Origin of the sequence: Caldithrix abyssi DSM 13497 (genome assembly GCF_001886815.1) — a bacterium.
In the GTDB taxonomy this organism is placed as follows: domain Bacteria; phylum Calditrichota; class Calditrichia; order Calditrichales; family Calditrichaceae; genus Caldithrix; species Caldithrix abyssi.
The window spans coordinates 1,807,752-1,830,402 of sequence record NZ_CP018099.1 but is presented as its reverse complement, the minus strand read 5'-3'; the positions used below and the strand labels follow the sequence as shown (position 1 = coordinate 1,830,402).

The following is a 22,651-nucleotide window of genomic DNA, read 5'->3' as shown; positions in this document are numbered from 1 at the left end:
TTTTATGATTAATACTTGATATTGTTTCTTTTTAATTTGCCCGATCATATTAAACTAAATTTCACTCCCCTGAAATATGCGGGCAACAGGTTATCAGCTTTTTTAATTTTTTCGGCCTAAACAACAAATTCTTAACGCTACCTGGTTAAAATACCGATACTCTTTTTTTGTTATCCCCTCCGCAGAATTGACCAATTTCTCAGGAATCAGAGTTGCGCCCACTTTCCTGATCACCGGTTAAATACTTTTTTATTTCAAGATAGTGTCCTTCTTCTTCGTCTTTTACAAAACGCACTTCATCCATAAACTTAACGATAATAGAAAGCCCCATACCTCCGGGCTTTAACTGGGCTATAATCTGTTTTTTATCCATTTGCGTGTCCACTTCTTTAAACCAGAGTTTAACCGTGCGCGGATTTTCAATATAGCCGTATAATTCACCACCCAGTGTTTTTAAAATGAGGTAATCGTCCCCCACCATTTCTGAAGAATAAGGCGGGTATTGATCCTTAATCTTTAATCCCTTCCCACGATCCGGAAAGCGCAGGTAGAGGGTGGGCGGATCAAATTCAAAATGGATAACCACCATGCCATCCGGCGGCCGGGGGGTGTGCTGCAAAATGTTTACAAAAGCCTCATTGACCGTAAATCTTAATTGTTGGGCCAACAGCTCTTTGTTTTGCACAGGGATGTGCTTCCCCACCATTTCGACAAAACTCTCGACAATCGCCAGATAGTCCAGGTGCGCAGGCACAGATAAGATGATTTTTTCACTCATAATTGAAAACTATTTAACGCTTCTTCTTCGTTCTCAAAAATATCGAAAATACGATACAAACGGGTAAGCTCAAACATGGCGCTTACCGGCGGCTGCAGACCAAAGATTTTTAAATCTCCGTTATGAATGGTTGCCTTTTTCAGGCCTGCAACCAGCGCGCCTAAAAAGGAACTATCCACAAATTCACAAACGCTCAAATCTACCAGAACATTGGCTCCCAGTTCATCCATTTTTTTAAGAAGCTGTTCCTTAAAATCCCCGGCAATTTCTACGGTTGCCCGTTTTTGATGAATGCGCGCTACAAGGATATTATTTTTCATCTCAAAAGAAAAACTCATATTGCATCTCCTAATTTTTCAACCAACTTCAACCGCCCTCATTTTAAAACTCTTCTCCGGCTAATCATATACTTCACATTTCACATTTAATATAATTTTTTTTCATCTCATTTCCAATTTCCGGAAGACGGATCGTGCATTTTTTGGGTTGCGCTGTTTTTCAAAACCTGGTTTCCCGTTGTTGCGTCATTTAGCCGCTCTGCTTTATTCTGGCGATCATCTCTGGCAAATAATACAACGGATCTTCCGGAATTTTGATTTTAAAAATTTTTTTAAAGCGCTCTATTTGGGCGGTAAATTTTACCACCTCCGCGCTGCGAGGAGGATCGACTACGATTTTGCTCTGACTGTTGGTGTATTTCATGATCCGCTCTGCCAATTCGAATAAGGTGGTTCCCCTGCCCGAACCCACGTTGGTGGGCCCTTTAATTGCCAGGGGGTTATCCATAGATTGCACAAGGGCCTCCACAACGATTTCGATGGAAACAAAATCAATGACCTGTTTGCCGCCGTAAATATGAATATCCCGATTGTTCAGCACATTGTTTAAAAAGATGGGGATGACACGATCAAAATCGCGCTCGCCGTACACATTTGCCAGTCGGAGAATAACCACTTCCAATTCGCCCATGTTTTGAAACACTCGACAATAGGTTTCGCCGGCCACCTTGCTGGCGCCGTATGTGTTTTTCGAAGAGAGAGGATGCGCTTCATCGACTGGCAGATATTGGGCTTCGCCGTAAGCTTCGCGGGAAGAGGTAAAAATCAAGCGCTTAACGCCGTGCTTTTTACAGGCTTTTAACACATTAAATGTGCCCACAACATTGGTATTAAACGAATAATCCACATCCTGTACGGCTCCCAAAACATTGGATTGCGCCGCCAGGTGATACACCATATCGATGTCGGCAAACAGCGGTTCAATTTGTTCATAGTAGCGGATATCTTTGCGAAAAAAAGTGAGGCGTCCGCTTTCGATATGCGCTTTAATATTCGCTTCTTTTCCGCGATGTAAATTATCCAGCGTTCGAACGTTAAAGCCTTCTTTAAGCAAACGATCTATCAGATGACTACCAATAAAACCGGCCCCACCGGTAACCAGAATGTTCATTCGAACTCCTTTCCATTCCGCGCTTCATTTTCGACGTTTTAAAAATTTAATTTAGGATTAAATGAACAAAAGTTTAGTCTTTTCGATAATTTTATGCCATCGACAGCCAAACTGTTAACGACAAACTGTTTCCACTATTACTATGATTAATGTCTGTAATAAATTATCATTTGCGCCATTAAATAGCGAATAAATATTTTTGTTTCAAAAAACTTTACCTGAACGGTATTCTTCTTTTACAATTCGTATTTTTAAGCTTTCTGTGTATTACACTAAACAACTATTAAACGTTTTTTTTCAGATTCCCATTTAACGGCTGATTTACTGAAACTACGCAAGTGAAAAATTTATTTTGTTGGATTCATTATACAATTTTGCCCTTTCCACCATAAGCAGCAAACCATCGAAAACGGCAAACTTTAATTCTATTGTGAATAATTTGCTTTAATTTTTTTAAAGTCTTAAATTGCCGTTTAAAAATTTTTTAACGGGTCAATGGACATTGTAAAGGAAAAGGGTATGACGGGATTTTACATCGCATTGATTTTTTTTGTGACCGGTCTGGTCATGGTTGGTATAACTATTTTAATCTCCAGAATAATCCAGCCGCGCAGATATTATCCGCAAAAATATTTAACCTACGAATGTGGTGAACTGCCTCAGGGCGACGCCTGGGTTCGTTTCAACAACCGTTTTTATATTATTGCTTTAGTTTTTCTTATTTTTGAAGTCGAAATTATTTTTCTCTATCCATGGGCTGTTGTCTTTGACAGTTTAAAGATAGTAGCCTTTGTGGAAATGTTCATCTTTCTTACCATTTTATTAGTTGGCCTGGCTTATGTGTGGGCAAAAGGCGATTTACAATGGATAAAACCTCGACCCAAATTAGAATATCTCCCCAAAGAGAAAGGAAAATAGGATGAGCGACATACATGCCCTTCGGGACAATATTTTATTTTCTACGCTTGATGATTTATTATCGTGGGCGCGTCAGGGATCGCCATGGGCCATTACCTTTGGTCTGGCCTGCTGCGCCATTGAGATGATGGCTGCCGGCGCTTCGCGTTTCGATCTTGACCGGCATGGGATGTTTTTCCGTCCCAGCCCGCGGCAATCCGACGTGATGATTGTTTCTGGCACGGTGACCATTAAAATGGCTCCTCTGCTCCGCCGTCTGTACGAACAAATGCCGGAGCCTAAATACGTTATTTCTATGGGCAGCTGCGCCAATAGCGGCGGTCCATACTGGCAATATGGCTATCATGTTCTTAAGGGCGTTGATCGTATTGTGCCGGTTGACGTTTACGTGCCGGGCTGCCCGCCGCGCCCCGAAGCCTTGATTCAGGGTATTATGGAATTGAAAGAAAAAATTAAAAAAGAACGCCTTCTATCTAAAATAGGATAGCAACTATGGAAGCAAAAGATATTTTCCAAAAATTAAAAGAACGATTCGGCGAAGCCATTCTGGAGCTGAACGATGAAGTTCTTCAGCCTTTTATTAAAATAGCGCCGGATAAAACCAACCAGATCGCCCAGTTTTTAAGGGATGAGGACGACCTTAAATTTGATTTTTTGATGTGTCTTTCCGGAGTGGACCTGGGCGAAAACCTTGGAGTGGTTTACCATCTATATTCCATGAAATTAAACCACAAAATCGTTTTAAAAACCGAAGTCAGCAAAGAAAAGCCCGATGTGCACACGGTGGCTAATATCTGGCGGACGGCTGACTGGCATGAACGAGAAGCCTATGATTTGTTAGGTATTCACTTTGTGGATCACCCCGATTTAAGACGTATTTTATTGCCGGAAGACTGGGAAGGCCATCCACTGCGCAAAGACTACAAGCCTCCCAAAGAATGGCATGGAATCCCTGTGACTATAAGTGAGGAAGAAGAAAATGACTCTGTGGAATAACAATTTTCCGGATTCAAGATTTGAATTAGAGGAGCCCGATCCTCTAAAAACCGACGAATTTATTTTAAATATGGGCCCGCAGCATCCCAGCACCCATGGCGTGTTGCGCGTCGTTTTAAAAACCGATGGCGAAATCGTGGAAAAAGCCACGCCTTACATCGGCTACCTGCATCGGACTTTTGAAAAACACGCCGAAGAGATGACCTGGCCGCAGATTGTGCCCTATGTGGATCGCATGGACTACCTGGCCTCGATGAACAATGCGCTGGGCTATGCCCTGGCTATTGAAAAGCTGGCCGGCATCGAAGTTAACGAACGCGCCCAGTACCTGCGCGTCATTGTGGCCGAGTTGAATCGTATTGCCAGCCACCTGGTGTTCTATGGCACGTTTGGGCTGGATGTTGGCGCCTTTACGCCCTTTTTATACGGCTTTCGCGAGCGGGAGATGATTCTGGACCTGTTCGAAGAGATATCGGGCGGCCGCCTGCTTTACAATTACATCTGGATCGGCGGCGTGGCTTTTGATACGCCGGACGGCTGGCTGGAAAAAGTCAGCAAGTTCTGCGATTATTTTGAAACCAAAATCAAAGAATACAACGACCTGCTAAGCTTTAATAAAATTTTCATCGACCGCACGGCCGGCGTTGGCGTAATTCCGCCAGACCTGGCCATTAATTATGGGTTAAGCGGTCCCACCTTAAGAGGTTCCGGTATTCATTTCGACATCCGCAAGAATGATCCCTATGGCATTTACGATCGCTTTGACTTTAACGTTTGCGTGGGCGACGGCACGCGCGGAGTGATTGGCGATTCATGGAACCGCTATTGGGTGCGCATGCAAGAGATGATAGAATCCCTGAAGATTGTTCGGCAGGCGCTTGATCAAATACCGGAGGGAGACGCCAAAGAGACCGTTCCGCGAAATGTACGCGTACCGGCGGGCGAGATCTATTTTCGCACCGAAACGCCTCGCGGAGAACTGGGCTACTACATCATTTCTGACGGCGGAAAGACTCCGGTGCGCGTAAAAGTGCGGGCGCCGGCTTTTAGCAATTTGAGCATTTTGCCTGCAATAGCCAAAGGGACCATGGTTGCCGACCTGGTCGCCATTCTGGGAAGTTTTGACATTGTTCTCGGTGAGATAGATCGCTAACGAAATAAGATGAGGAAAGTATGGAACCTTTATTGAAATTTGCCATTGAGCTTGTTCCTGCCTTAACACAAATGCCCTACTGGTTGCAGATTACGGTCGTGGGCGTGGTAGCCGCGCTGGTCTTTTTTGGCGTGGCGGCCGTATTTGCTTTGTTTGCCGTCTGGCTCGAACGGAAAATTTCGGCGCACATGCAAGATCGCCTCGGGCCTATGGAAGTCGGCGGCTGGCACGGATGGGCGCAAACCATTGCCGACGCTCTAAAACTGTTAATTAAAGAAGACATCATTCCGGATAAAGCGGACAAATTGCTTTTTAAGATGGCGCCGATGATTGTTTTTGCCGTTGCGCTGGCCAGCTTTGCCGTTTTACCATGGAGTAAAAATTTTATCCCGGCCGATCTCAATGTGGGATTATTGTACATTTTATCTATTTCTTCCATTGCCGTTATTGCCATCTTAATGGCCGGCTGGGCTTCCAATAATAAATGGTCGCTTTACGGGGCCATGCGTTCGGTGGCGCAAATCATCTCTTATGAATTGCCCATCGGGCTCTCGCTGATTCCGGTTGTTATGATCAGCGGCTCGCTAAGTATGCAAAAGATTGTTGAAAGTCAAAGCGGAAATATGTTCTCCTGGCATGCCTTTGACTACTTTCCCTTAATGTTTATTGCCTTTATCATCTATTTTATTGCCTCGCTGGCCGAGGTCAACCGAACGCCTTTCGACTTGCCGGAGGCTGAATCGGAATTGGTGGCCGGTTTTCATACAGAGTATTCCGGCATGCGCTTCGCCTTTTTCTTTCTGGCGGAATACGCCAACATGTTTATCGTTTCGGCCATCGGGGTTACCGCCTTTCTGGGCGGATGGATGGCTCCTTTTGCCTTTCTTGATTTCATTCCCGGACCGATCTGGTTCGTTGCCAAAATACTCTTACTCGTTTTTGTGCAAATGTGGCTACGCTGGACTCTGCCCCGCGTGAGGGTAGATCAACTGATGTACACCTCCTGGAAGGTGCTATTGCCGTTTTCCTTTGCTCTGGTTATTATTATCAGTTTTTGGAGAGTTTTAACTCTATAAGAGGATGGAACCCATGGTTGAATATTTTAAAAATATATATGAAGCTGTTGTCACTATTTTGATCGGAATGGGGGTTACTTTTAAACATCTTTTTGTGCCTTCCGTGACCGTTCAATATCCAAAAGAAAAAGTTGAACTGCCGCCCCGTTCGCGTATGCAGTTGTTTGTTCGCATCGAAGATTGTATTGGCTGTCGTCAATGCGAACGCGCCTGTCCGGTGGATTGTATCGAAATCGATTTGATTAAAGCCGGCAAGGACGAAGACCTTGGATTGACCTCCAACGGCAAAAAGAAACCGTTTCATGTTATCCGGTTTGATATTGATATGTCCAAGTGTTGTTTCTGTAATTTATGCACCTTTCCCTGCCCAACGGAGTGTATTCACATGACGCCGGATTACGAATATGCGCAGGAAGACAGGAGTAATTTGATTTTTCAGTTTTCAAATTACACGGCTGAACAGGTGGCCGAATTACAAAAACGTGAAGCCGAAAAGGCTGCTGCCCGGGCGGCTGCCAAAGCAAAAACAGGTGGCTCCGGTACGCCTGCAAATTAATTTCATTTTCTTAAGATAAATAAAGAAAAAACGGAGATTTGTTGATGGAAATGCAGGAAATACTTTTTTATGCCATCGTGGCCTTTACGCTTTTTTCTGCGGCTATCGTGGCTTTTGCCAATAAAATTATTTACTCGGCTTTTGCCCTGCTTTTTACATTTATTGGCTTTGCAGGTCTTTACATCTATTTAAGCGCCGATTTTCTGGCCGTCACACAAATTATTATTTATGTGGGCGGTATTTTAATTTTAATTTTGTTTGGCGTTTTACTCACTCAAAATATTTACGATCTAAAGGCTTTAACCTCTCACAATTCATTTATCTTTAGTCTGGCTGGCGGCCTTTTTGTTCTGATTATTATTGGTTTTGTTTTAAGCAAAACGCCCTGGATAAGAATCATTGATAAAGCGTTTGAACCCACCACGGCTATTATTGGTACGGCTATTTTAACGGATTATCTGTTGCCGTTTGAAATTGCTTCGGTTCTTCTGTTAGGGGCTTTGATTGGCGCTGTTTATTTAGCACGAGCGGAGGGAAAGAAAAAATGAACAGTCTTTTACCTTATCTTATTACGGCGGGAATCGTCTTTTCTCTGGGCATTTTTACCATTATTTACAAAAAGAATGCCGTTGGTATTTTGATGGGCGTGGAACTGGTACTCAATTCGGTTAACCTGAACTTTATTGCCTTTGCACGCTTTGTGGACCACCAGTTGAATGGCCAGATGATAGCCATTTTCATCATCATTTTAGCGGCTGCCGAAGCTGCGATTGCCCTGGCCATCATTCTTAATCTCTATCGTCTGAGAACAACGGTTGATGTTACCCAAATGAACGAAATGAAAAATTAAAAGCGATTGCAGGAGAAACTATGATTACGCTTGCGCTTTATATCTGGCTTTTGCCGCTTGTGGCTTTTGTCATTCAAATTTTTCTCGGAAAACGTTTGCCTCGTAAAGGCGACTTTATTTCGGTTACGGCAATTGGCATCTCTTTCATATTATCCATTATTCTCTTTATCCGGATATTGACCAGTTACGATCCGCATTTTTTTGTAACGAAATCCATCCCCTGGATTGATGTTGGCAGTTTCAGGATTGATATGGGCATTTATCTGGACAATCTGGCCGTTGTAATGCTGATGGTCGTAACCACGGTCAGTTTTCTGGTGCACATTTATTCCATTGGGTACATGCATGGCGATCCGCGATACAATCGCTTTTTTGCTTATCTCTCTCTGTTCAGCTTTTCCATGCTGGGCCTGGTGGTGCTGGATAATCTGTTCGGTATCTTCATCATGTGGGAACTGGTGGGCATTTGCTCTTACCTGCTAATCGGTTATTATTTTGAAAAAGACTCCGCCGCCAATGCCGGCAAAAAGGCTTTTATTACCAACCGCGTTGGCGACTTTGGTTTTTTACTGGGGCTTTTGATCGTTTTTACCTCCATCGGTTCATTTAATCTGAACGATGTTCTTAAAGGAGTGGCTGAGGGCCAATTAAGCGGCGGGCTGCTGACGGCCGCTGGCGCATTGCTTTTTTGCGGCGCCATCGGAAAATCGGCCCAGTTCCCTCTGCACGTCTGGTTGCCAGACGCCATGGAAGGCCCCACACCGGTTAGCGCCTTAATCCACGCGGCAACAATGGTTGCGGCCGGCGTTTACCTCATGGCCCGTATCAGCTTTATGCTGTCGTTCGACGCCATGCTGGTGGTGGCTTATATCGGTGGTTTTACCGCCCTGTTTGCGGCCACCATCGCCATCACGCAAAACGATATCAAACGCGTGCTGGCCTACTCCACTATCAGCCAGTTAGGTTACATGATTATGGCCATGGGCGTCGGTTCTTACACCGCCGGCTTTTTTCATTTAACCACACACGCCATGTTCAAAGCGGGCTTGTTTTTAGGAAGCGGTTCGGTTATTCACGCCATGCACCATGCCATGGATAAAACAGGCGTGCATGACGATCCCAACGATATTCGTTTAATGGGCGGTTTAAAAAACAAGATGCCGGCCACCTACTACACCTTTTTGATCTTTACCTTAGCCCTTTCCGGTATTCCGTTTTTTTCCGGCTTTTTAAGCAAAGACGCCATTCTGGGCGGCACCCTGGCCTTTGCCATGAGCCAATCGAATCCGGTCCATTACATCCTGCCTTTCTTCGGCTTTACGGCCGCGCTCATTACGGCTTTTTACATGTTCCGCCTGGTGATCAAAACCTTTCTGGGCGAGCCGCAGCGTCCGGATTTGTACGAACACGTACACGAAAGTCCAAAGGTGATGACCGTGCCCTTAATGGTGCTGGCCAGCTTAAGTATTTTTATCGTTTACACGCTGCCCTCTTTAAATCCTCTTTCGGCGGTACACGGCTGGTTTGAACATTTAATTGCAAAACCGGAATCCGCCGTCAGTATGCAGTTAGGTCATCCCGTTCTGGAGATTAGCGAGCATACGGCGCATGCGGCGCATATTAACGGCATGATCATTTCTATTATTCTGGCTATTTCCGGAATTTTATTAGCTTTTGCGCTTTACTTCTGGAAAAAAGTTGACGTGGAAAAATTAACTGAAAAAATCAAGCTGTTGTATGATCTGTCGTACCATAAATACTATATTGACGAGATTTACAACGCCACTGTTGTTAACGGCTTGCTGCTGTGGAACAACTTTTTGGCCTGGTTCGATGCAACGATTATCGACGGCATAGTAAATGGTTCGGCCTTTTTAACGCGCAATTTTTCTGCCTTTACCGGATTCTTTGATCTGGGCTTTATTGACGGAATTGTAAACGGCGTGGCCGATATTACGCAGGGCATGGGCCAGAGATTACGTAAGATTCAAACCGGTCAGGTGCAGTACTACATTGTTGGCGCACTTGCCGGCGTTATATTGATCATAATTGGTTCTCTAATGTAATAATAGATTAAAATCGACAGGGAAAGATTTATATAGGAGTCAGATTTATGGGATTGATTAGCCTTGTTACATTTATCCCTCTTTTTGGGATATTGATCGTCTTACTTATTCCTAAGCAAAACGAAAAAGCGATTAAAATTGCTTCGGCCGTAATTGCCTTTATTCCCCTGGTGATTGCTTCTTATATGTGGGGGCAGTTCAATTACTCGTGGGCGGGGGTTAATAACGAAGCGACGTTTCAATTTGTTGAGCGCATGAAATGGATTCCGGCCTACAACATTGAATACTTTGTCGGGCTGGACGGCTTGAGCTTTCCGATGTTCTGGTTGACGACCTTTATTAGCTTTCTGGCTATTGTGGCTTCCTGGAACATAAACAAATCGGTTAAGGGTTACTTTGCCCTGTTTTTGCTGCTGGAAACGGGTATGCTTGGCGTTTTTGTTTCGCTTGATTTCTTTCTGTTTTACATCTTCTGGGAAGTCATGTTGCTGCCCATGTACTTTTTGATTGGTATCTGGGGCGGTCCGAGACGCGAATACGCCGCCATCAAATTCTTTTTGTACACCTTGCTGGGCTCTGTTTTGATGCTCATCGTGATGCTGGCGCTTTATTTTAATGTTACCGATCCGGTTACCGGCGGTCATACCTTTAACATGTTGCACATGATGGATCAGAGCAATCACTCTGGCTGGCTAAAGGCGGTTGATGTGCGCCTGGTGTTGTACATCATGCTGTTTATCGGCTTTGCCATCAAAGTTCCGATTTTTCCATTCCACACATGGTTGCCCGATGCGCACGTGGAAGCTCCCACGGCTATCAGCGTCATTCTTGCCGGTATTCTGTTAAAAATGGGTACGTACGGTATCTTTCGCATCAGTTATCCTATTTTCCCCGATGTGGCCGTCAAAACGGCTTACATGTTGGCCATCCTGGGCGTGATTAACATTCTCTACGGCGCCTTTGTGGCCATGGCGCAAAAAGACCTTAAAAAACTGGTTGCCTACTCATCCGTTTCGCACATGGGCTTTGTGCTTCTTGGCATGTCCACCTTTACGGATGCTGGAATGAACGGCGCCCTGTTCCAGATGGTCAGCCACGGCATGATCACGGCCATGCTCTTTTTGATTGTGGGCGTTATTTACGATCGTGCGCATCATCGTGAAATTGAAGGTTTTGGCGGGCTGGGCGTCAGTATGCCCATTTACACCGGCGTGGCCTCTCTGGCCTTTTTTGCAGCGCTGGGCTTACCGGGCATGACGGGTTTTATCGCCGAAGCCATGGTCTTTATCGGCACCTTTAGCGTGTACAGAACGTTGACCGTCATTGCAGCTCTTGGAATCGTCATAACAGCTTCTTACGTTTTGTGGACTGTGCAACGCGTATTTTTGGGCAAACTGAATCCCAAATATGCTGATCTCCCCGATATAAACGGACGCGAGCTTTTTACGCTGGTTCCGCTGGGGATTCTGGTTGTTCTGTTTGGCGTGTATCCCATGCCACTTTTGAATTTGATGCGGACATCCATGCTGCATTTGACCGAATTGATTAAAATGGTACCCTGATCAGGGTTTGAGGAAGTTTTTGCGGATGTCTTCTGGCATCCGCTATCCTAATATTCTGGCGTAATGCGTAATAATCATTGCGCCGCTTTCACTGAGAAGTGAGTTATGTTAATTTGGTAAAAGGAAAATGAACCTATGGATAACTTGAGCAGTTTATCGTATTTTGTTCCGGAATTGTTTTTGACTGCAGCGATTTTAGGCGTTATTATTTTAGATTTGCTCCTAAAAAAAGAACATAAAATCTGGACGGGCATCGTTTCCGCTGCTGCACTGGTTATTAGTGTGTTTCTGATCTTTCAGCAATACACCCTGCAGGCCAGTGAAATTTTTATGGGAATGCTGATACTCGATTCAATGGCTGTTTATATTAAGCTGATCTCCGCTGTTTCATCGATCATTATCATATTGTTTTCTTTACCGTACTTTACCGATAAATCGGAATACTATGTGCTTATACTGATCACCACGCTGGGCATGTTTTTAATGGGCGCAGTTAATGATATTTTGATGATTATTGTCGCCATGGAGCTGGTGGGCTTAATGTCCTATGTTCTGACCGGATTTACCAAGCGCAATTACCGCTCTAATGAAGCGTCTTTAAAATACATTCTTTATGCGGCGACCAGTACCGGCGTGATGGCTTTTGGATTATCCTATCTGTACGGTTTAACCGGCGAGACGAATTTGTTAAAGATTCAGCAAGCGCTGATGAATCATCCTCCGCACCAGGTGGCTTTTTTCATTACCTTTGTATTTATTCTGGCGGGAATTGGTTACAAGATTGCCATGGTTCCTTTTCACTTCTGGCTGCCGGACGTTTATGAAGGCGCGCCCACCACAATTACCGCTTTCTTTTCCATTGGCCCCAAAGCGGCAGGCTTTGCCGTGTTGATTCGTTTTTTTACGACCGTGCTTTCTCATGGATCATCCGAGAACGGTGTATTTTTGCAAAACCTGCAGGTTCACATTCCACAACTGCTGGCCATTCTGGCTGTACTAACCATGACGCTGGGTAATTTAGTGGCCCTGCGCCAAACCAACATCAAACGTTTAATGGCTTATTCATCCATTGCCCATGCCGGTTATATGTTGATGGCCATGGTGGTATTTAACACACAGGGATTTAAAGCGGTGCTCTTTTACCTGCTTGTTTATCTGTTTATGAACTTTGGCGCTTTTTGGGTCATCATCGCTATTTCGCAAAAACTGGGTAGCGAAAAGATTGAAGACTTTCGAGGCCTGGGATATCGTTCGCCTTATGCCGCGGTGGCCATGGCCGTTTTCATGTTCAGCCTTACAGGGTTGCCGCCGCTGGCCGGCTTTATCGGTAAGTTTTATCTTTTTGCCGCCGTGGTCAATGACGGCTGGTATGTTCTGGCAATACTTGGCGTTTTAAACAGCGTTATCTCTTTGTATTATTATGCCTACGTTGTAAAACAGATGTTCTTACGCACGGTAGAGGAACAGCCGCCCGTACCTATTAATTTATACGAGACGGTTGTGTTAACCGTGTTGTTTATTCCCACGCTTATTTTTGGCGTGTACTGGAGCCCTTTGCTGCGAATAACAGAAATTTCGTTTAATTTGCTGTATTGATTAATCGCATTTTTAAAAGGATTCAACCCCGCCCTGAGCGGGGTTTTTTTTGCCATAAGCAGAACCAACACAATCCTTCGGGATGGAAGAAATTATCCTATCCCTCCGGTGAAATACACCTTTTAATTCCAGGGCAGCAAAGCCGCGACTATTTTTTCACGCGGATTGCGCAGATACTCCCGGAAAGAAATAAAAAAATCTGTGTAAATTTGTGCGATTTGTGAGGAACAAATACTTCCTCGTTGAAACAGCCGAGGCATCGCAGGCTTCCCCTTCACATTCTACCATAATCCACACTTTACAGGTAGCAGTCATTCTGATCCTACCCTGTCGGAGAAGAATTCTTTTCATGAAAAAAAGGATTCTTCGCTTCGCTCAGAATGACATTCATGCAACGAAGGGATTCTTTGCTTTACTGCGTTTTACTCTGAATGACATTAAGGCAGGGAAAGGATTTTTCACCACGCTGGCGCTCCGTTTAGAATGAAAGGCCATATTTTAAAAGATATGGATTCTCTTAGTAGAATGATGAATTTTGCATGGTATGCTCTTTGGACTCTTGCTATTAAATTCTTTGCCAGAACAATATAAAAACGCCATATTTTCAATGACAGTTTTAAAGATTGTTTAATTTTCTCCGAAAATAGAAATTAGAATAATCTTTTAAACAGGGAGATAAGGGCGTCAATGGAGCCCTCAAAAATTTCTGAAAAATCAATAAACGAGTATATTAAAATCTTCCAAACCCTGATTGAAAGCGAGAACGAATGGGTTTATTATTGCGACGAGCACGATAACATTCATTATTTGTCTTTTTCATTTGAAAAAATCACCGGTTATTCTCCCGCAGAATTCAGTACGCAACGCGATTTCATGCATAAACTCATTGCTCCGGAATATTTAGCGCTCTGGCAGGAACATTTGCGCAATCGGCAAAAACCATCCAGAATAAAGCTGGCCATTCGCTGCAAAAATGGCGACACAAAGCAGATTGAACACCGCTGTTATCCGTTTTATGATGAGAACAAAAACTATCACGGCAGCATTTCCAGCAATAAAGCGCTTACTCAAGGAGAAACGGATAAGGAAGCAAAAATAGAAAAGGCCGCGGAATTGTTAACCGATGCCCAGACCTTCAGGCATGGCCCGGTGGTGGTTTTTAAATGGAAAAACGCGCCCGGCTGGCCGGTTGAATACGTTTCGCATAATGTGCGGGAAGTTTTCGGTTACACCGTTAATGAAATTGTGTCTGGTAAAATGGATTATGCCCATTTGATTTTTGAAGAAGACCTCCCGCGTGTGAAAAAAGAAGTTGAAGAATACAGTAAAAGCGGAGCGGAAGCCTTTCAGCATCAACCTTATCGCATTAAACGTAAAGACGGTAAAATTGTATGGCTATTAGATTTTACAACGGTTCACAGGCAACAGAATAAGATTACAAACTACACCGGTTATGTGGTGGACATTACGGAGATGGAAGAGAGTAAAGATAGCCTGCAAAATTATATCAATGAACTGCAGTTATTGCAAGCGTGGATTGCGCGTTTAAATCGCGCCCGCTCTTTAAAAGAGGTTTACGAGACGGCGGTTGATGGTATCCTGGAAATTTTAAAGTGCGATCGTTCATCGCTGCTGCTTTTTGAGGCTGACGGCAAAGTGCATTTTAAGGCCTGGCGAAATTTATCGGATAGTTACCGCAAAGCGGTTGACGGCCATTCTCCCTGGAAGCCAGAGGATCTGGATGCCGAACCTATTTTTTATTCCGACATATCACGGTCCGATTTAGACCAAACAGTAAAAAGAAGAATTGTGGATGAGGGCATTGGCGCGTTGCTTTTTGTGCCGCTGGTCGGGCCTGAAAAATTGCTCGGTAAGTTTATGGTTTATTTTAACACCCCCACCCAACTGACGGAAAAACAACTGTGGCTAACGCAAATTTTATCTCAAAATTTAGCTGCCATAATTTCTAGTTTTCAGTTGTTGAAAAAAGAACAAGAAGCCCAGAAGAAATATCGCGAGATTTTTGAAAATGTCTCGGAAGGAATTTATCAAAGTACAAAAGAGGGGAAATTAATTACGGTTAACCAGGCCATGGTAAAGATGTTTGGCTACCGAAGTAAGGAAGAGATGCTGAACATTCCTAACAGTAAAATCCTTTATTGGGATGCCGCAGAAAGAGAACGTCTGGCCCGATTGGTGGAAGCGGACGGCACTCTGAAAAACGTTGAAGTGAGGATGAAACGTAAAGACGGAACGGAAATATGGGTATTGTTAAATGACCGGGTTATCACAGACCAAGAAGGCAAAATATTGTATTATGAAGGCACGGTGCTTGATATTACTGATCGTAAAAAAGCCGAACAAAAACACCGCGAACAGGCGCGCTTATTCCGGGCTATTAGCGATAATATGACCGATTTGCTATGGGCCAAGGATTTAAATAAACGCTATATTTTTGCCAATAAAGCCATCTGTGAAAAACTATTGAACGCCGAAGACACCGAAGAGCCCATCGGTAAGAATGATATTTACTTTGCCCAACGCGAACGTCAGAGCCACCCTGAAAACCCGGAATACCATACGTTTGGAGAAATATGCGCGGATTCTGACCAGATTGTAATGGATGCTAAAAAGCCCATGCGATTCGATGAATTCGGAAACGTAAAAGGAAAATTCCTTTTTCTGGACGTCAGAAAATCGCCACTGTTCGATGAACATGGAAAGATGATTGGCGTGGTGGGCAGCGCTCGAGACGTAACCGCAGAAAAAGAGATGCAAAAGCGTTTAAAAGAAAGCGAAGAGCGCTATCGCATGCTTTTTAATTTGTTGCCTTATGGCGGCGAGGTGTTGAACACAAATGGGATAATAGTAGAAGTGAGTCCCAGTACCTGTAAAATGCTGGGCTACGACAGGGACGAATTGATTGGCCAGCCGATTTCAAAATTTTTAGCCGAACCATCTTTATCCACATTTCAGCAGAAATTCCCAGAACTGCTTAAGGGAAAAGCGGCCACCGCCCAGGTACAATTTGTTAAAAAAGATGGCCAGTTATTGGATGTTTTGCGGGCAGCTAACGCCATTACTAACGAAAATGGCAAAGTGATAGGAATCCTTGGCATTAACGTAGACATTAGCGAGCGAGTTAAAATTGAAAAGGAATTAATTACCAAAGAACGCAAAGAAAAGATTTTGAATGATTTGCTCAAACTCATTTTGCTCGATAAACCATTAGAGCAAAAACTTGCTCGCGCTCTGGAAATCATTCTCGACGCTCCCTTATTAGAAATACAGCAAAAAGGCGGTATTTTCTTTGTGGCTGACGAACACAAAAAACAGCTAAAACTAATGGCCGCCAAAAATTTATCGGAACAATTAACAAAAGCCTGCGCACTGGTGCCTTTTGGGAAATGTCTTTGTGGCCAGGCTGCCTCCAGCAAAAAACTAATGTTTCGCTCTCACGTGGATGAAGGCCACTCCATCCGATATGCGGGAATGTCCGACCACGGGCATTACATTGTGCCCATTTTAGCAGGAGAAAAAGTATTAGGCGTTTTGGTGCTTTATTTGCCGACTCATGTTAAAGAACGGCCGGAAGAACGTGAGTTTTTACAAATTATTTCTCAAACGCTGGCCTCAATTATTGAGCATCATCTGGCCAAAAGAGAATTACAACGGCAAATCACTTTTGTGCAAGCTTTGAATAGCCTTTCGCAGTTCATCCTTGTTGAGCAGGATCGGCAAAAGATCTTTGACTTTATCGTTGAATTAATCGGAAAAACCTTAAAGTTAGACGCTACAATCATTTATCAGGTAGATGTTAAAAATAAATTTGCCAGATACCTTGGCGTTTGGAGACGCAAAGGCGTTGTTACGCCGGAACCACTCAACTACGATTTAAGCTCATGGACAAATTTTTATAATCATCTTGGCAAACAGAAAAAATATCTCGTCAGCCATGCGGATGTTGTGCATCCCGCCGTTTCCGCAGATGGGCTGGCCGATTTTTTTCACGGACAAAGAAAATTAAAAAGCTTTTTGATATATCCCTTTGGCTTTTCTAAAGATGGGTTCTACGCGCTGAGCTGCACTTATTTTGTGCAAACGCATGAATGGGAAGAAAGCGAAATATCCTTTATAGAAGCTTTGACTCACCGCTGCAATATCGCTTTGATGAAGCTAAAACTAATGGAAGAACAGGAAAAGGCGCATTTACAGATTGAACGTCTTGCTTCACTGGTAGAGCAGGCGGCCGAATCTATTGTAATCACCGATACGCAGGGCCATGTTGAATATGTGAATCCGGCCTTTGAGAAAATTACGGGCTACACGATAAACGATGTTATGCAAGAAAAGACGAATCTTTTAAAAAACGGTCAACAGGAAGATGAAAACTACCGGGAATTATTGGATACGATCTCCGCTGGCAAAACGTGGAGGGGACAATTTGTAAATAAACGTAAAAAACGGAGAACGTTATTTTGAGGATGCGGTTATCTTTCCGCTTATAGATAAGGACGGTAAAATCACTAATTATTGTAAAATTGCCAGGGATGTTACGCGCGAAAAAGAGTTAGAAAACCAGCTGCACCAGGCGCAAAAGATGGAATCCATTGGAACGCTGGCCGGCGGCGTGGCGCATGACTTTAACAATCTTTTAACGGTGATTAATGGTTACGCCGAATTGATGCGTTTATCCATGAATGAAGATCACCCACTCCATAAAGCGGTTTCTGCGATTTCCGAGGCGGGAAAGAGGGCGGCTGAATTAACCAACCAGCTATTAGCTTTTAGCCGCAAACAGGTTTCAAAATCGGAAGTGATTAATATTAATGAAATTATAGCTTCCATGGAGAAAATGCTTAAACGATTGATCGGCGAAGATATCTATCTTGAAAAAAAATTGGATAGCCATATTCATCGGATCAAAGCCGACAAATCGCATCTCGAACAAATTATTATGAATTTATTGGTTAATGCGCGCGATGCCATTCGTTTAAACAAACAACCGGAAGCTAAAAAGGAAATTTTAATTGAAACAGGTAATGTCATCTTAGATGATGAATTTGTGGGCGCCCATCCTGGCAGCAAAAAAGGTTCATACGTTTATCTTTCCATAGCAGATACCGGCCTCGGAATGGATGAGAAAACCAAAACGAGAATATTTGAACCTTTTTTTACCACCAAAGAAAAAGGCCAGGGAACGGGTTTGGGGTTAGCCCTTGTTTATGGGATTGTTAAGCAGCACAATGGCTATATCAGCGTTCATTCCATGCCGGGAGAGGGAACCACCTTTAAAATCTATTTCCCAACCACCAGTGAAAAACCTGCGGTGGAAAAAAGAATAGCAAGGGAAAAAGAATATGTTGGAACAGAAACCATTTTACTGGTTGAAGACGACGCGCAGGTGCGCGAATTTACATCAAACGCTTTAAAATCCTTACATTATAAAGTCATTGAGGCCGAAAATGGAAGAAAGGCCATCGACTTAATCGAAAAGCACAACATCGCTTTTGATCTGATCATAAGCGATGTTGTGATGCCCGATATGAACGGGCTTGAAATGGTAAAAATTGTAAAAAGACGACAGCCGGATGTAAAAGTGATCCTGATTTCCGGTTACACGGATAATATTGTAGAGGATGGGCAGCTGAGCAAAAAAGAGTTTCATTATCTCCAAAAGCCATTTTCTGTGGAACAACTGGCTCGAAAAATAAGAGAGGCGCTGGCTGAAGCGTAACGGCGAAATCGAACATAGTGCATTAAAAAAGTCATGCTAATTCCTCAGAAAAAAATATGGCAAAGTGCGACATTTACTTTTTAAACCACCCCCTTAACTTCCCCGCCAACCAATTGTGCCTCCTTAAGGATTGGTGAAGAAGGTTCCTGCTTTAAACTGGAGCGTTGCATTTAATGAACAAACGATTAACCGCTTCATACCGTTAATCTGTGTTATGCGTTTTTTCACTTTGTTATTCCGTATTTTCGATTAATTTAGCGGTTCTTTTGGGATTGGTTACAACAAACGGTCCGCCAATACAACCATTTTCGCAGGCCATAACCTCTATAAAATCAACACCTTTTAATCTTTGCAAATATTTAATGGAATCTTTATCCAGTCCATTTATTTTTTCTGTGTTAAATTCTGTACCAGCGTAGTGTTTTATGGCTTCTGTAACGCCTCCCGAAACAGCAAATATTCTTCCCGGTCGGGGCCCTTCCACATCAAACTCAGATTCCTCGCAGGAGAGCACGTCAATTTTTTTAGCCGTAAATAAGCAGGCCAGTTCTTCAAAAGTCAAAACATAATCGATGGCCGTACTTTCCGCTTCTCTCTTTTTACTTAAACAGGGGCCAATAAATACAAAGATTTCATCGCCCTTTTTTGCTTCGGCGGCCCTGGCCATCGGGCTTAATGCGTTAGACAGTGTTTTCGCAAAATTTTTTCTTCCCTTCCGGGCAAAATACACCCACGCCGGACAGCACGAAGAGGTTAAGGTCTGGTTTTCTGCTTTTTTTTCTTTTAACTCAGCGGCTTCTTCCCGGGCGATCAAATCGGCAAAATAAGCCAGCTCGTAAACTTTTTTGAAGCCAATCAATTTCAGGGCGGTGCACAACTGTTTCATGGTTGCTTTGGGCGAAAACTGGCCAACCGCTGAAGGCGCCACCAGAGCCACTAAATTTTTATTTTCCTTGATTTTTTTAATAACTTGCAGAATATCCGTTCTCTCAACAATGGCGCCAAAAGGGCAGCCGATAATACACTGGCCGCAGTAGATGCATTTTTCCTCATCGATTACCGCAATATTGTTCTCGTCTGTTGTAATGGCTCCGGTTGGACAGGCGTATTCACAGGGCTTATGCACCTCAATGATGGCGTTAAACGGACATATTTTGACGCAGATTCCGCATTTCACACATTTCTCTTCGTCAATAACGGCTCTGTCGCTTTCAATGGTAATGGCGTTTTTGGGGCAGTTCAAAACGCATGGATGCGCCAGACAGTGTTGACAGGCTTCCGTTATATAATAGCGTTTTTGCGGGCATCCGTTGCAGGCGTCGCGCAACACCGTAATAAGCGGTATCTCTTTACCGTTATTTTTTTCAAAGTCATTATAAATGTCAGACCAGGCTACGTTTTTGTATTTGATATGGTCTAATCCCAATATCAGTTTTATTTTTTGTTTGGTAAGCGCCCTGTCAAAATAGATACAGCACTTCAGCGGTTTTGTATCGTCAGGTATGAGTATATAAGCAATATTACGGAGATCCTCTTTCAGAGTACCGTTAAACATTTTCTCACTGATCAAAGAGAGAATTTTGCGTTTTAAAAGCGTAACTTCTGTTATGTAAGGCATGGCTCTACAATTCCTTTAAAATGGTTTTTAATTTTTCAACAGACATCTTAGAATAAATTTTCTCATCCATTTTTAAAATTGGAGCCTCGCAGGATTCGCGGTTGCACACATCGAGGCAATTACTCATTTCCAGTTCAAAAGCATCGGGATGCCTTTTCAAATAATCCTCAAGAAAATTATATAATGTCATGCTGCCCATTAAATGACAATATGTTCCCACACAAACTGTGATTTTCATAAACGACTCTCTCTTATTAATGGTTTACTTTCATTTTAAACAAAATCAATTTTTGTTTTTTTGAAATATTTTTCTTCCAATAACTTTGCAATTTTTTTGATGACATTCCGTCTAATCCCTAACTCCACAGGCATGTTAGGGTTCTGGTGGAATTCATTAATCCGCGTGCCAACAATAAATTGAATAATATCCGATTGCAATAACAGGTCGATGATTTCTAACGCCGGATTCGTTGTGGCCCCGCGCACTTCAAAATTGACGTGCTTTTCCAGCAGTTCCGCTACTTTGGCCAGCGTCATAATGCCTTCGGTAACTAAATCCACGCCTTCCATAGTGGACGGAGGCGGCAGACTATAATCCATGTTATTTAAGTTTACTGTTATTTCCCGCTTTAATTCCCTGGCTATAATATTAGCCGTGGTGCCGCCGCAAATTATCTTTTTCCCCGGATAGTTTTTAATCTGTTCTGCGATGTAAGAATCTTTTGTTTTGTCAAATGGAGGTCCGGAAATTAACAAAAGTCTGCGCGGCTTTCTGAAATAGACCACTGCGCAGGTAATGTCATCTCTGGGAATGTTGTCATCATTTTGCACGGCCTTAAAAACGACTTGTCTGGCCAGTTCTCTGGAAGAGATATTTGGGGCTGCCTGTAAAATAGAGCGAATGTATTCCTGAGCCGAATCTTCTCCCCAGCCCAGGGGAGAAGCCGGTTTCCCAATGCCAGATTGAACAACCCCATCGGAGTAGATGATAATTCTGTCGCCCGGTTCAAAGTTAAATTCACAAAAGTAAAAGAGCTTTTTTTCGTTATTTACATTAATTTCTTCCTTTTCTTTTTTAACGTTTACCGGGCGATCGTTTTTAAATAAAAGGAATTCTGGATTATCATATTCAGCAATTTTTACTTTCCCGTTACTCTGAATATCCACAATGCTCATGGTAGAATAACTGATTTTTCTGACCTTACAAACAGGCAAAGTGCTCATAATAAGTTGAGCCGTCTTTTTTATGTCGTAATTGTTATAAATGAAATTGGAGGCCATGGTTGCGGTTAACGTAGCCAGAACGTTAGCCTTAATGCCGCTCCCCAGGCCGTCCGATAAAACCGCTATTAAACGATCGTCGGTTTTTCGCTTTTTAAGAAAGAAAACATCGCCAGGCGCCATTTGATGATGTTTGCACCTCTGAAAAAAATCCACATCAAAAAAATATTCATCATTCTTCGTCATTTTCAAATCCATCAATGATCGAGTTTAAAATTATCTCCGTTTCAGACGCGTTTTCCCCTAAAAGATAGGCGATCTTTTGAACGGTTTCCAGGTTCTTTTTGATTACATCTTTTGATTTTTGCACGATCATATCTTTTTTAACAGTGGTCGTGGTAATGTCCTCAAAGATTCCGCCGACAATTTTGTTCTCTTCGATGGTAAAAATCGAAACGGAAAGAACCGAATTTTTTAATGTTATTTTTTTATTACTGATGTCTTTACCTGTTTCCAGAACTTCGCTGAATAATTCACTGTGTGGGAAAATTTTTCTAAAATTAGCGCCGACCAACCCGGGTTGTACTTCATAAATTTGTTTTGTCTCTTCGCCCATCATTTGTGCAAAAAGGTAATTACATTCAATAATTCTCAGGTCTTGATCAATAATGACCACACCCGACGGCATGGTTTTTATTAAGGCGTTGGCCTTGCGTTGCGCCAATTTTCGCATATAAGAAACGCACATTGGTTGTTCGGCTTTACCTTCCAGAAGAGCCGCGGCAAATTCCCGACAGGAGTTGTAGCCGCAGGCGCCGCAATTTAACTCATCTTCGGAAGTGTGTTTGCCAACAATCTGTAAGGCCTGCCGTATTTCACTTTCGCCATAAATATTCTGCGTTACTTCTTGAACGCTAATCTCTTCGCGAATATCTATTTCCGCTTTCCGTGGAATCTGGCCAGCAGGATATTCGGCATAATTGATCACCTTTATTCTTTTCAGTACCGTTTGTGAATTGTTTTTGCTCATCGGGCCGTTTATACATCCGCCTTCACACGCTAAGAGCTCTAAAAA

At 43.2% G+C, this 22,651-nt stretch carries 20 protein-coding genes; 13 read left to right on the top strand and 7 right to left on the bottom strand.

The annotated features are described in order from the left end of the window. Positions 1 to 199: 199 nt before the first annotated feature. The 3 genes from Cabys_RS07155 to Cabys_RS07145 form a co-directional block, all read right to left on the bottom strand. Complete coding sequence (locus Cabys_RS07155) at positions 200 to 778, bottom strand: ATP-binding protein (RefSeq protein ID WP_006929598.1); 579 nt, start codon at positions 776 to 778, stop codon at positions 200 to 202. Continuing rightward, on the bottom strand, positions 775 to 1,116 hold the full coding sequence (locus Cabys_RS07150) for an STAS domain-containing protein (RefSeq protein ID WP_006929597.1): 342 nt from the start codon (positions 1,114 to 1,116) through the stop codon (positions 775 to 777). The genes Cabys_RS07155 and Cabys_RS07150 overlap by 4 nt, the downstream gene beginning before the upstream one ends. A gap of 190 nt (positions 1,117 to 1,306) precedes the next feature. Continuing rightward, positions 1,307 to 2,227, bottom strand: coding sequence for an SDR family NAD(P)-dependent oxidoreductase (locus Cabys_RS07145; protein WP_006929596.1), 921 nt, complete (start codon positions 2,225 to 2,227; stop codon positions 1,307 to 1,309). A gap of 519 nt (positions 2,228 to 2,746) precedes the next feature. On the opposite strand from Cabys_RS07145, the gene Cabys_RS07140 reads away from it, so the two are divergent. The 13 genes from Cabys_RS07140 (at position 2,747) to Cabys_RS07080 (ending at position 18,737) form a co-directional block, all read left to right on the top strand. Continuing rightward, on the top strand, positions 2,747 to 3,145 hold the full coding sequence (locus Cabys_RS07140; protein ID WP_006929594.1) for an NADH-quinone oxidoreductase subunit A: 399 nt from the start codon (positions 2,747 to 2,749) through the stop codon (positions 3,143 to 3,145). Position 3,146: 1 nt separating this feature from the next. Continuing rightward, a complete protein-coding gene (locus Cabys_RS07135) occupies positions 3,147 to 3,632 on the top strand; it encodes an NADH-quinone oxidoreductase subunit B (protein ID WP_006929593.1) in 486 nt (161 codons plus the stop codon). A gap of 5 nt (positions 3,633 to 3,637) precedes the next feature. Continuing rightward, positions 3,638 to 4,141, top strand: a complete 504-nt coding sequence (locus Cabys_RS07130; protein ID WP_006929591.1) for an NADH-quinone oxidoreductase subunit C — start codon at positions 3,638 to 3,640, stop codon at positions 4,139 to 4,141. Further along, positions 4,125 to 5,294: an NADH-quinone oxidoreductase subunit D gene (locus tag Cabys_RS07125; protein ID WP_006929587.1), complete on the top strand. Its 1,170-nt coding sequence runs from the start codon at positions 4,125 to 4,127 to the stop codon at positions 5,292 to 5,294. The genes Cabys_RS07130 and Cabys_RS07125 overlap by 17 nt, the downstream gene beginning before the upstream one ends. Before the next feature lie 20 nt (positions 5,295 to 5,314). Beyond that, positions 5,315 to 6,370 (top strand): NADH-quinone oxidoreductase subunit NuoH, encoded by a 1,056-nt coding sequence (gene nuoH / locus Cabys_RS07120; RefSeq protein WP_006929585.1) that lies wholly within the window; start codon positions 5,315 to 5,317, stop codon positions 6,368 to 6,370. 13 nt (positions 6,371 to 6,383) lie between these two features. Continuing rightward, complete coding sequence (locus tag Cabys_RS07115; RefSeq protein WP_006929584.1) at positions 6,384 to 6,926, top strand: NuoI/complex I 23 kDa subunit family protein; 543 nt, start codon at positions 6,384 to 6,386, stop codon at positions 6,924 to 6,926. 44 nt (positions 6,927 to 6,970) lie between these two features. Beyond that, a complete protein-coding gene (locus Cabys_RS07110; protein ID WP_006929583.1) occupies positions 6,971 to 7,474 on the top strand; it encodes an NADH-quinone oxidoreductase subunit J family protein in 504 nt (167 codons plus the stop codon). Continuing rightward, positions 7,471 to 7,776: an NADH-quinone oxidoreductase subunit NuoK gene (gene nuoK / locus Cabys_RS07105; RefSeq protein WP_006929582.1), complete on the top strand. Its 306-nt coding sequence runs from the start codon at positions 7,471 to 7,473 to the stop codon at positions 7,774 to 7,776. Before Cabys_RS07110 ends, nuoK begins: the two co-directional genes overlap by 4 nt. Positions 7,777 to 7,796: 20 nt before the next feature. Next, complete coding sequence (gene nuoL, locus Cabys_RS07100) at positions 7,797 to 9,842, top strand: NADH-quinone oxidoreductase subunit L (RefSeq protein ID WP_006929581.1); 2,046 nt, start codon at positions 7,797 to 7,799, stop codon at positions 9,840 to 9,842. Between the two features lie 47 nt (positions 9,843 to 9,889). Then, positions 9,890 to 11,404 carry a complex I subunit 4 family protein gene (locus tag Cabys_RS07095; protein ID WP_006929580.1) on the top strand — a complete coding sequence of 505 codons (1,515 nt, stop codon included), beginning with the start codon at positions 9,890 to 9,892 and terminating at the stop codon, positions 11,402 to 11,404. 135 nt (positions 11,405 to 11,539) lie between these two features. Continuing rightward, positions 11,540 to 13,000 carry an NADH-quinone oxidoreductase subunit N gene (locus tag Cabys_RS07090; RefSeq protein ID WP_006929579.1) on the top strand — a complete coding sequence of 487 codons (1,461 nt, stop codon included), beginning with the start codon at positions 11,540 to 11,542 and terminating at the stop codon, positions 12,998 to 13,000. A gap of 687 nt (positions 13,001 to 13,687) precedes the next feature. Further along, positions 13,688 to 17,482 carry a PAS domain S-box protein gene (locus Cabys_RS07085; RefSeq protein WP_006929578.1) on the top strand — a complete coding sequence of 1,265 codons (3,795 nt, stop codon included), beginning with the start codon at positions 13,688 to 13,690 and terminating at the stop codon, positions 17,480 to 17,482. Between the two features lie 118 nt (positions 17,483 to 17,600). After that, entirely contained in the window at positions 17,601 to 18,737 is a 1,137-nt protein-coding gene (locus tag Cabys_RS07080) for a response regulator (RefSeq protein WP_052304174.1), read from the top strand. A 232-nt stretch (positions 18,738 to 18,969) separates the two neighbouring features. On the opposite strand, the gene Cabys_RS07075 is transcribed toward Cabys_RS07080, so the two are convergent. The 4 genes from Cabys_RS07075 to Cabys_RS07060 are packed head-to-tail and all read right to left on the bottom strand — an operon-like array spanning position 18,970 to position 22,606. Further along, positions 18,970 to 20,355, bottom strand: coding sequence for a monomeric [FeFe] hydrogenase (locus Cabys_RS07075; RefSeq protein ID WP_006929576.1), 1,386 nt, complete (start codon positions 20,353 to 20,355; stop codon positions 18,970 to 18,972). A 4-nt stretch (positions 20,356 to 20,359) separates the two neighbouring features. Beyond that, positions 20,360 to 20,593, bottom strand: a complete 234-nt coding sequence (locus Cabys_RS20715; RefSeq protein ID WP_006929575.1) for an NAD(P)H-dependent oxidoreductase subunit E — start codon at positions 20,591 to 20,593, stop codon at positions 20,360 to 20,362. A gap of 35 nt (positions 20,594 to 20,628) precedes the next feature. Continuing rightward, complete coding sequence (locus Cabys_RS07065) at positions 20,629 to 21,822, bottom strand: SpoIIE family protein phosphatase (protein WP_006929574.1); 1,194 nt, start codon at positions 21,820 to 21,822, stop codon at positions 20,629 to 20,631. After that, on the bottom strand, positions 21,809 to 22,606 hold the full coding sequence (locus Cabys_RS07060) for a (Fe-S)-binding protein (protein WP_052304173.1): 798 nt from the start codon (positions 22,604 to 22,606) through the stop codon (positions 21,809 to 21,811). Before Cabys_RS07060 ends, Cabys_RS07065 begins: the two co-directional genes overlap by 14 nt. Positions 22,607 to 22,651 lie beyond the last annotated feature (45 nt).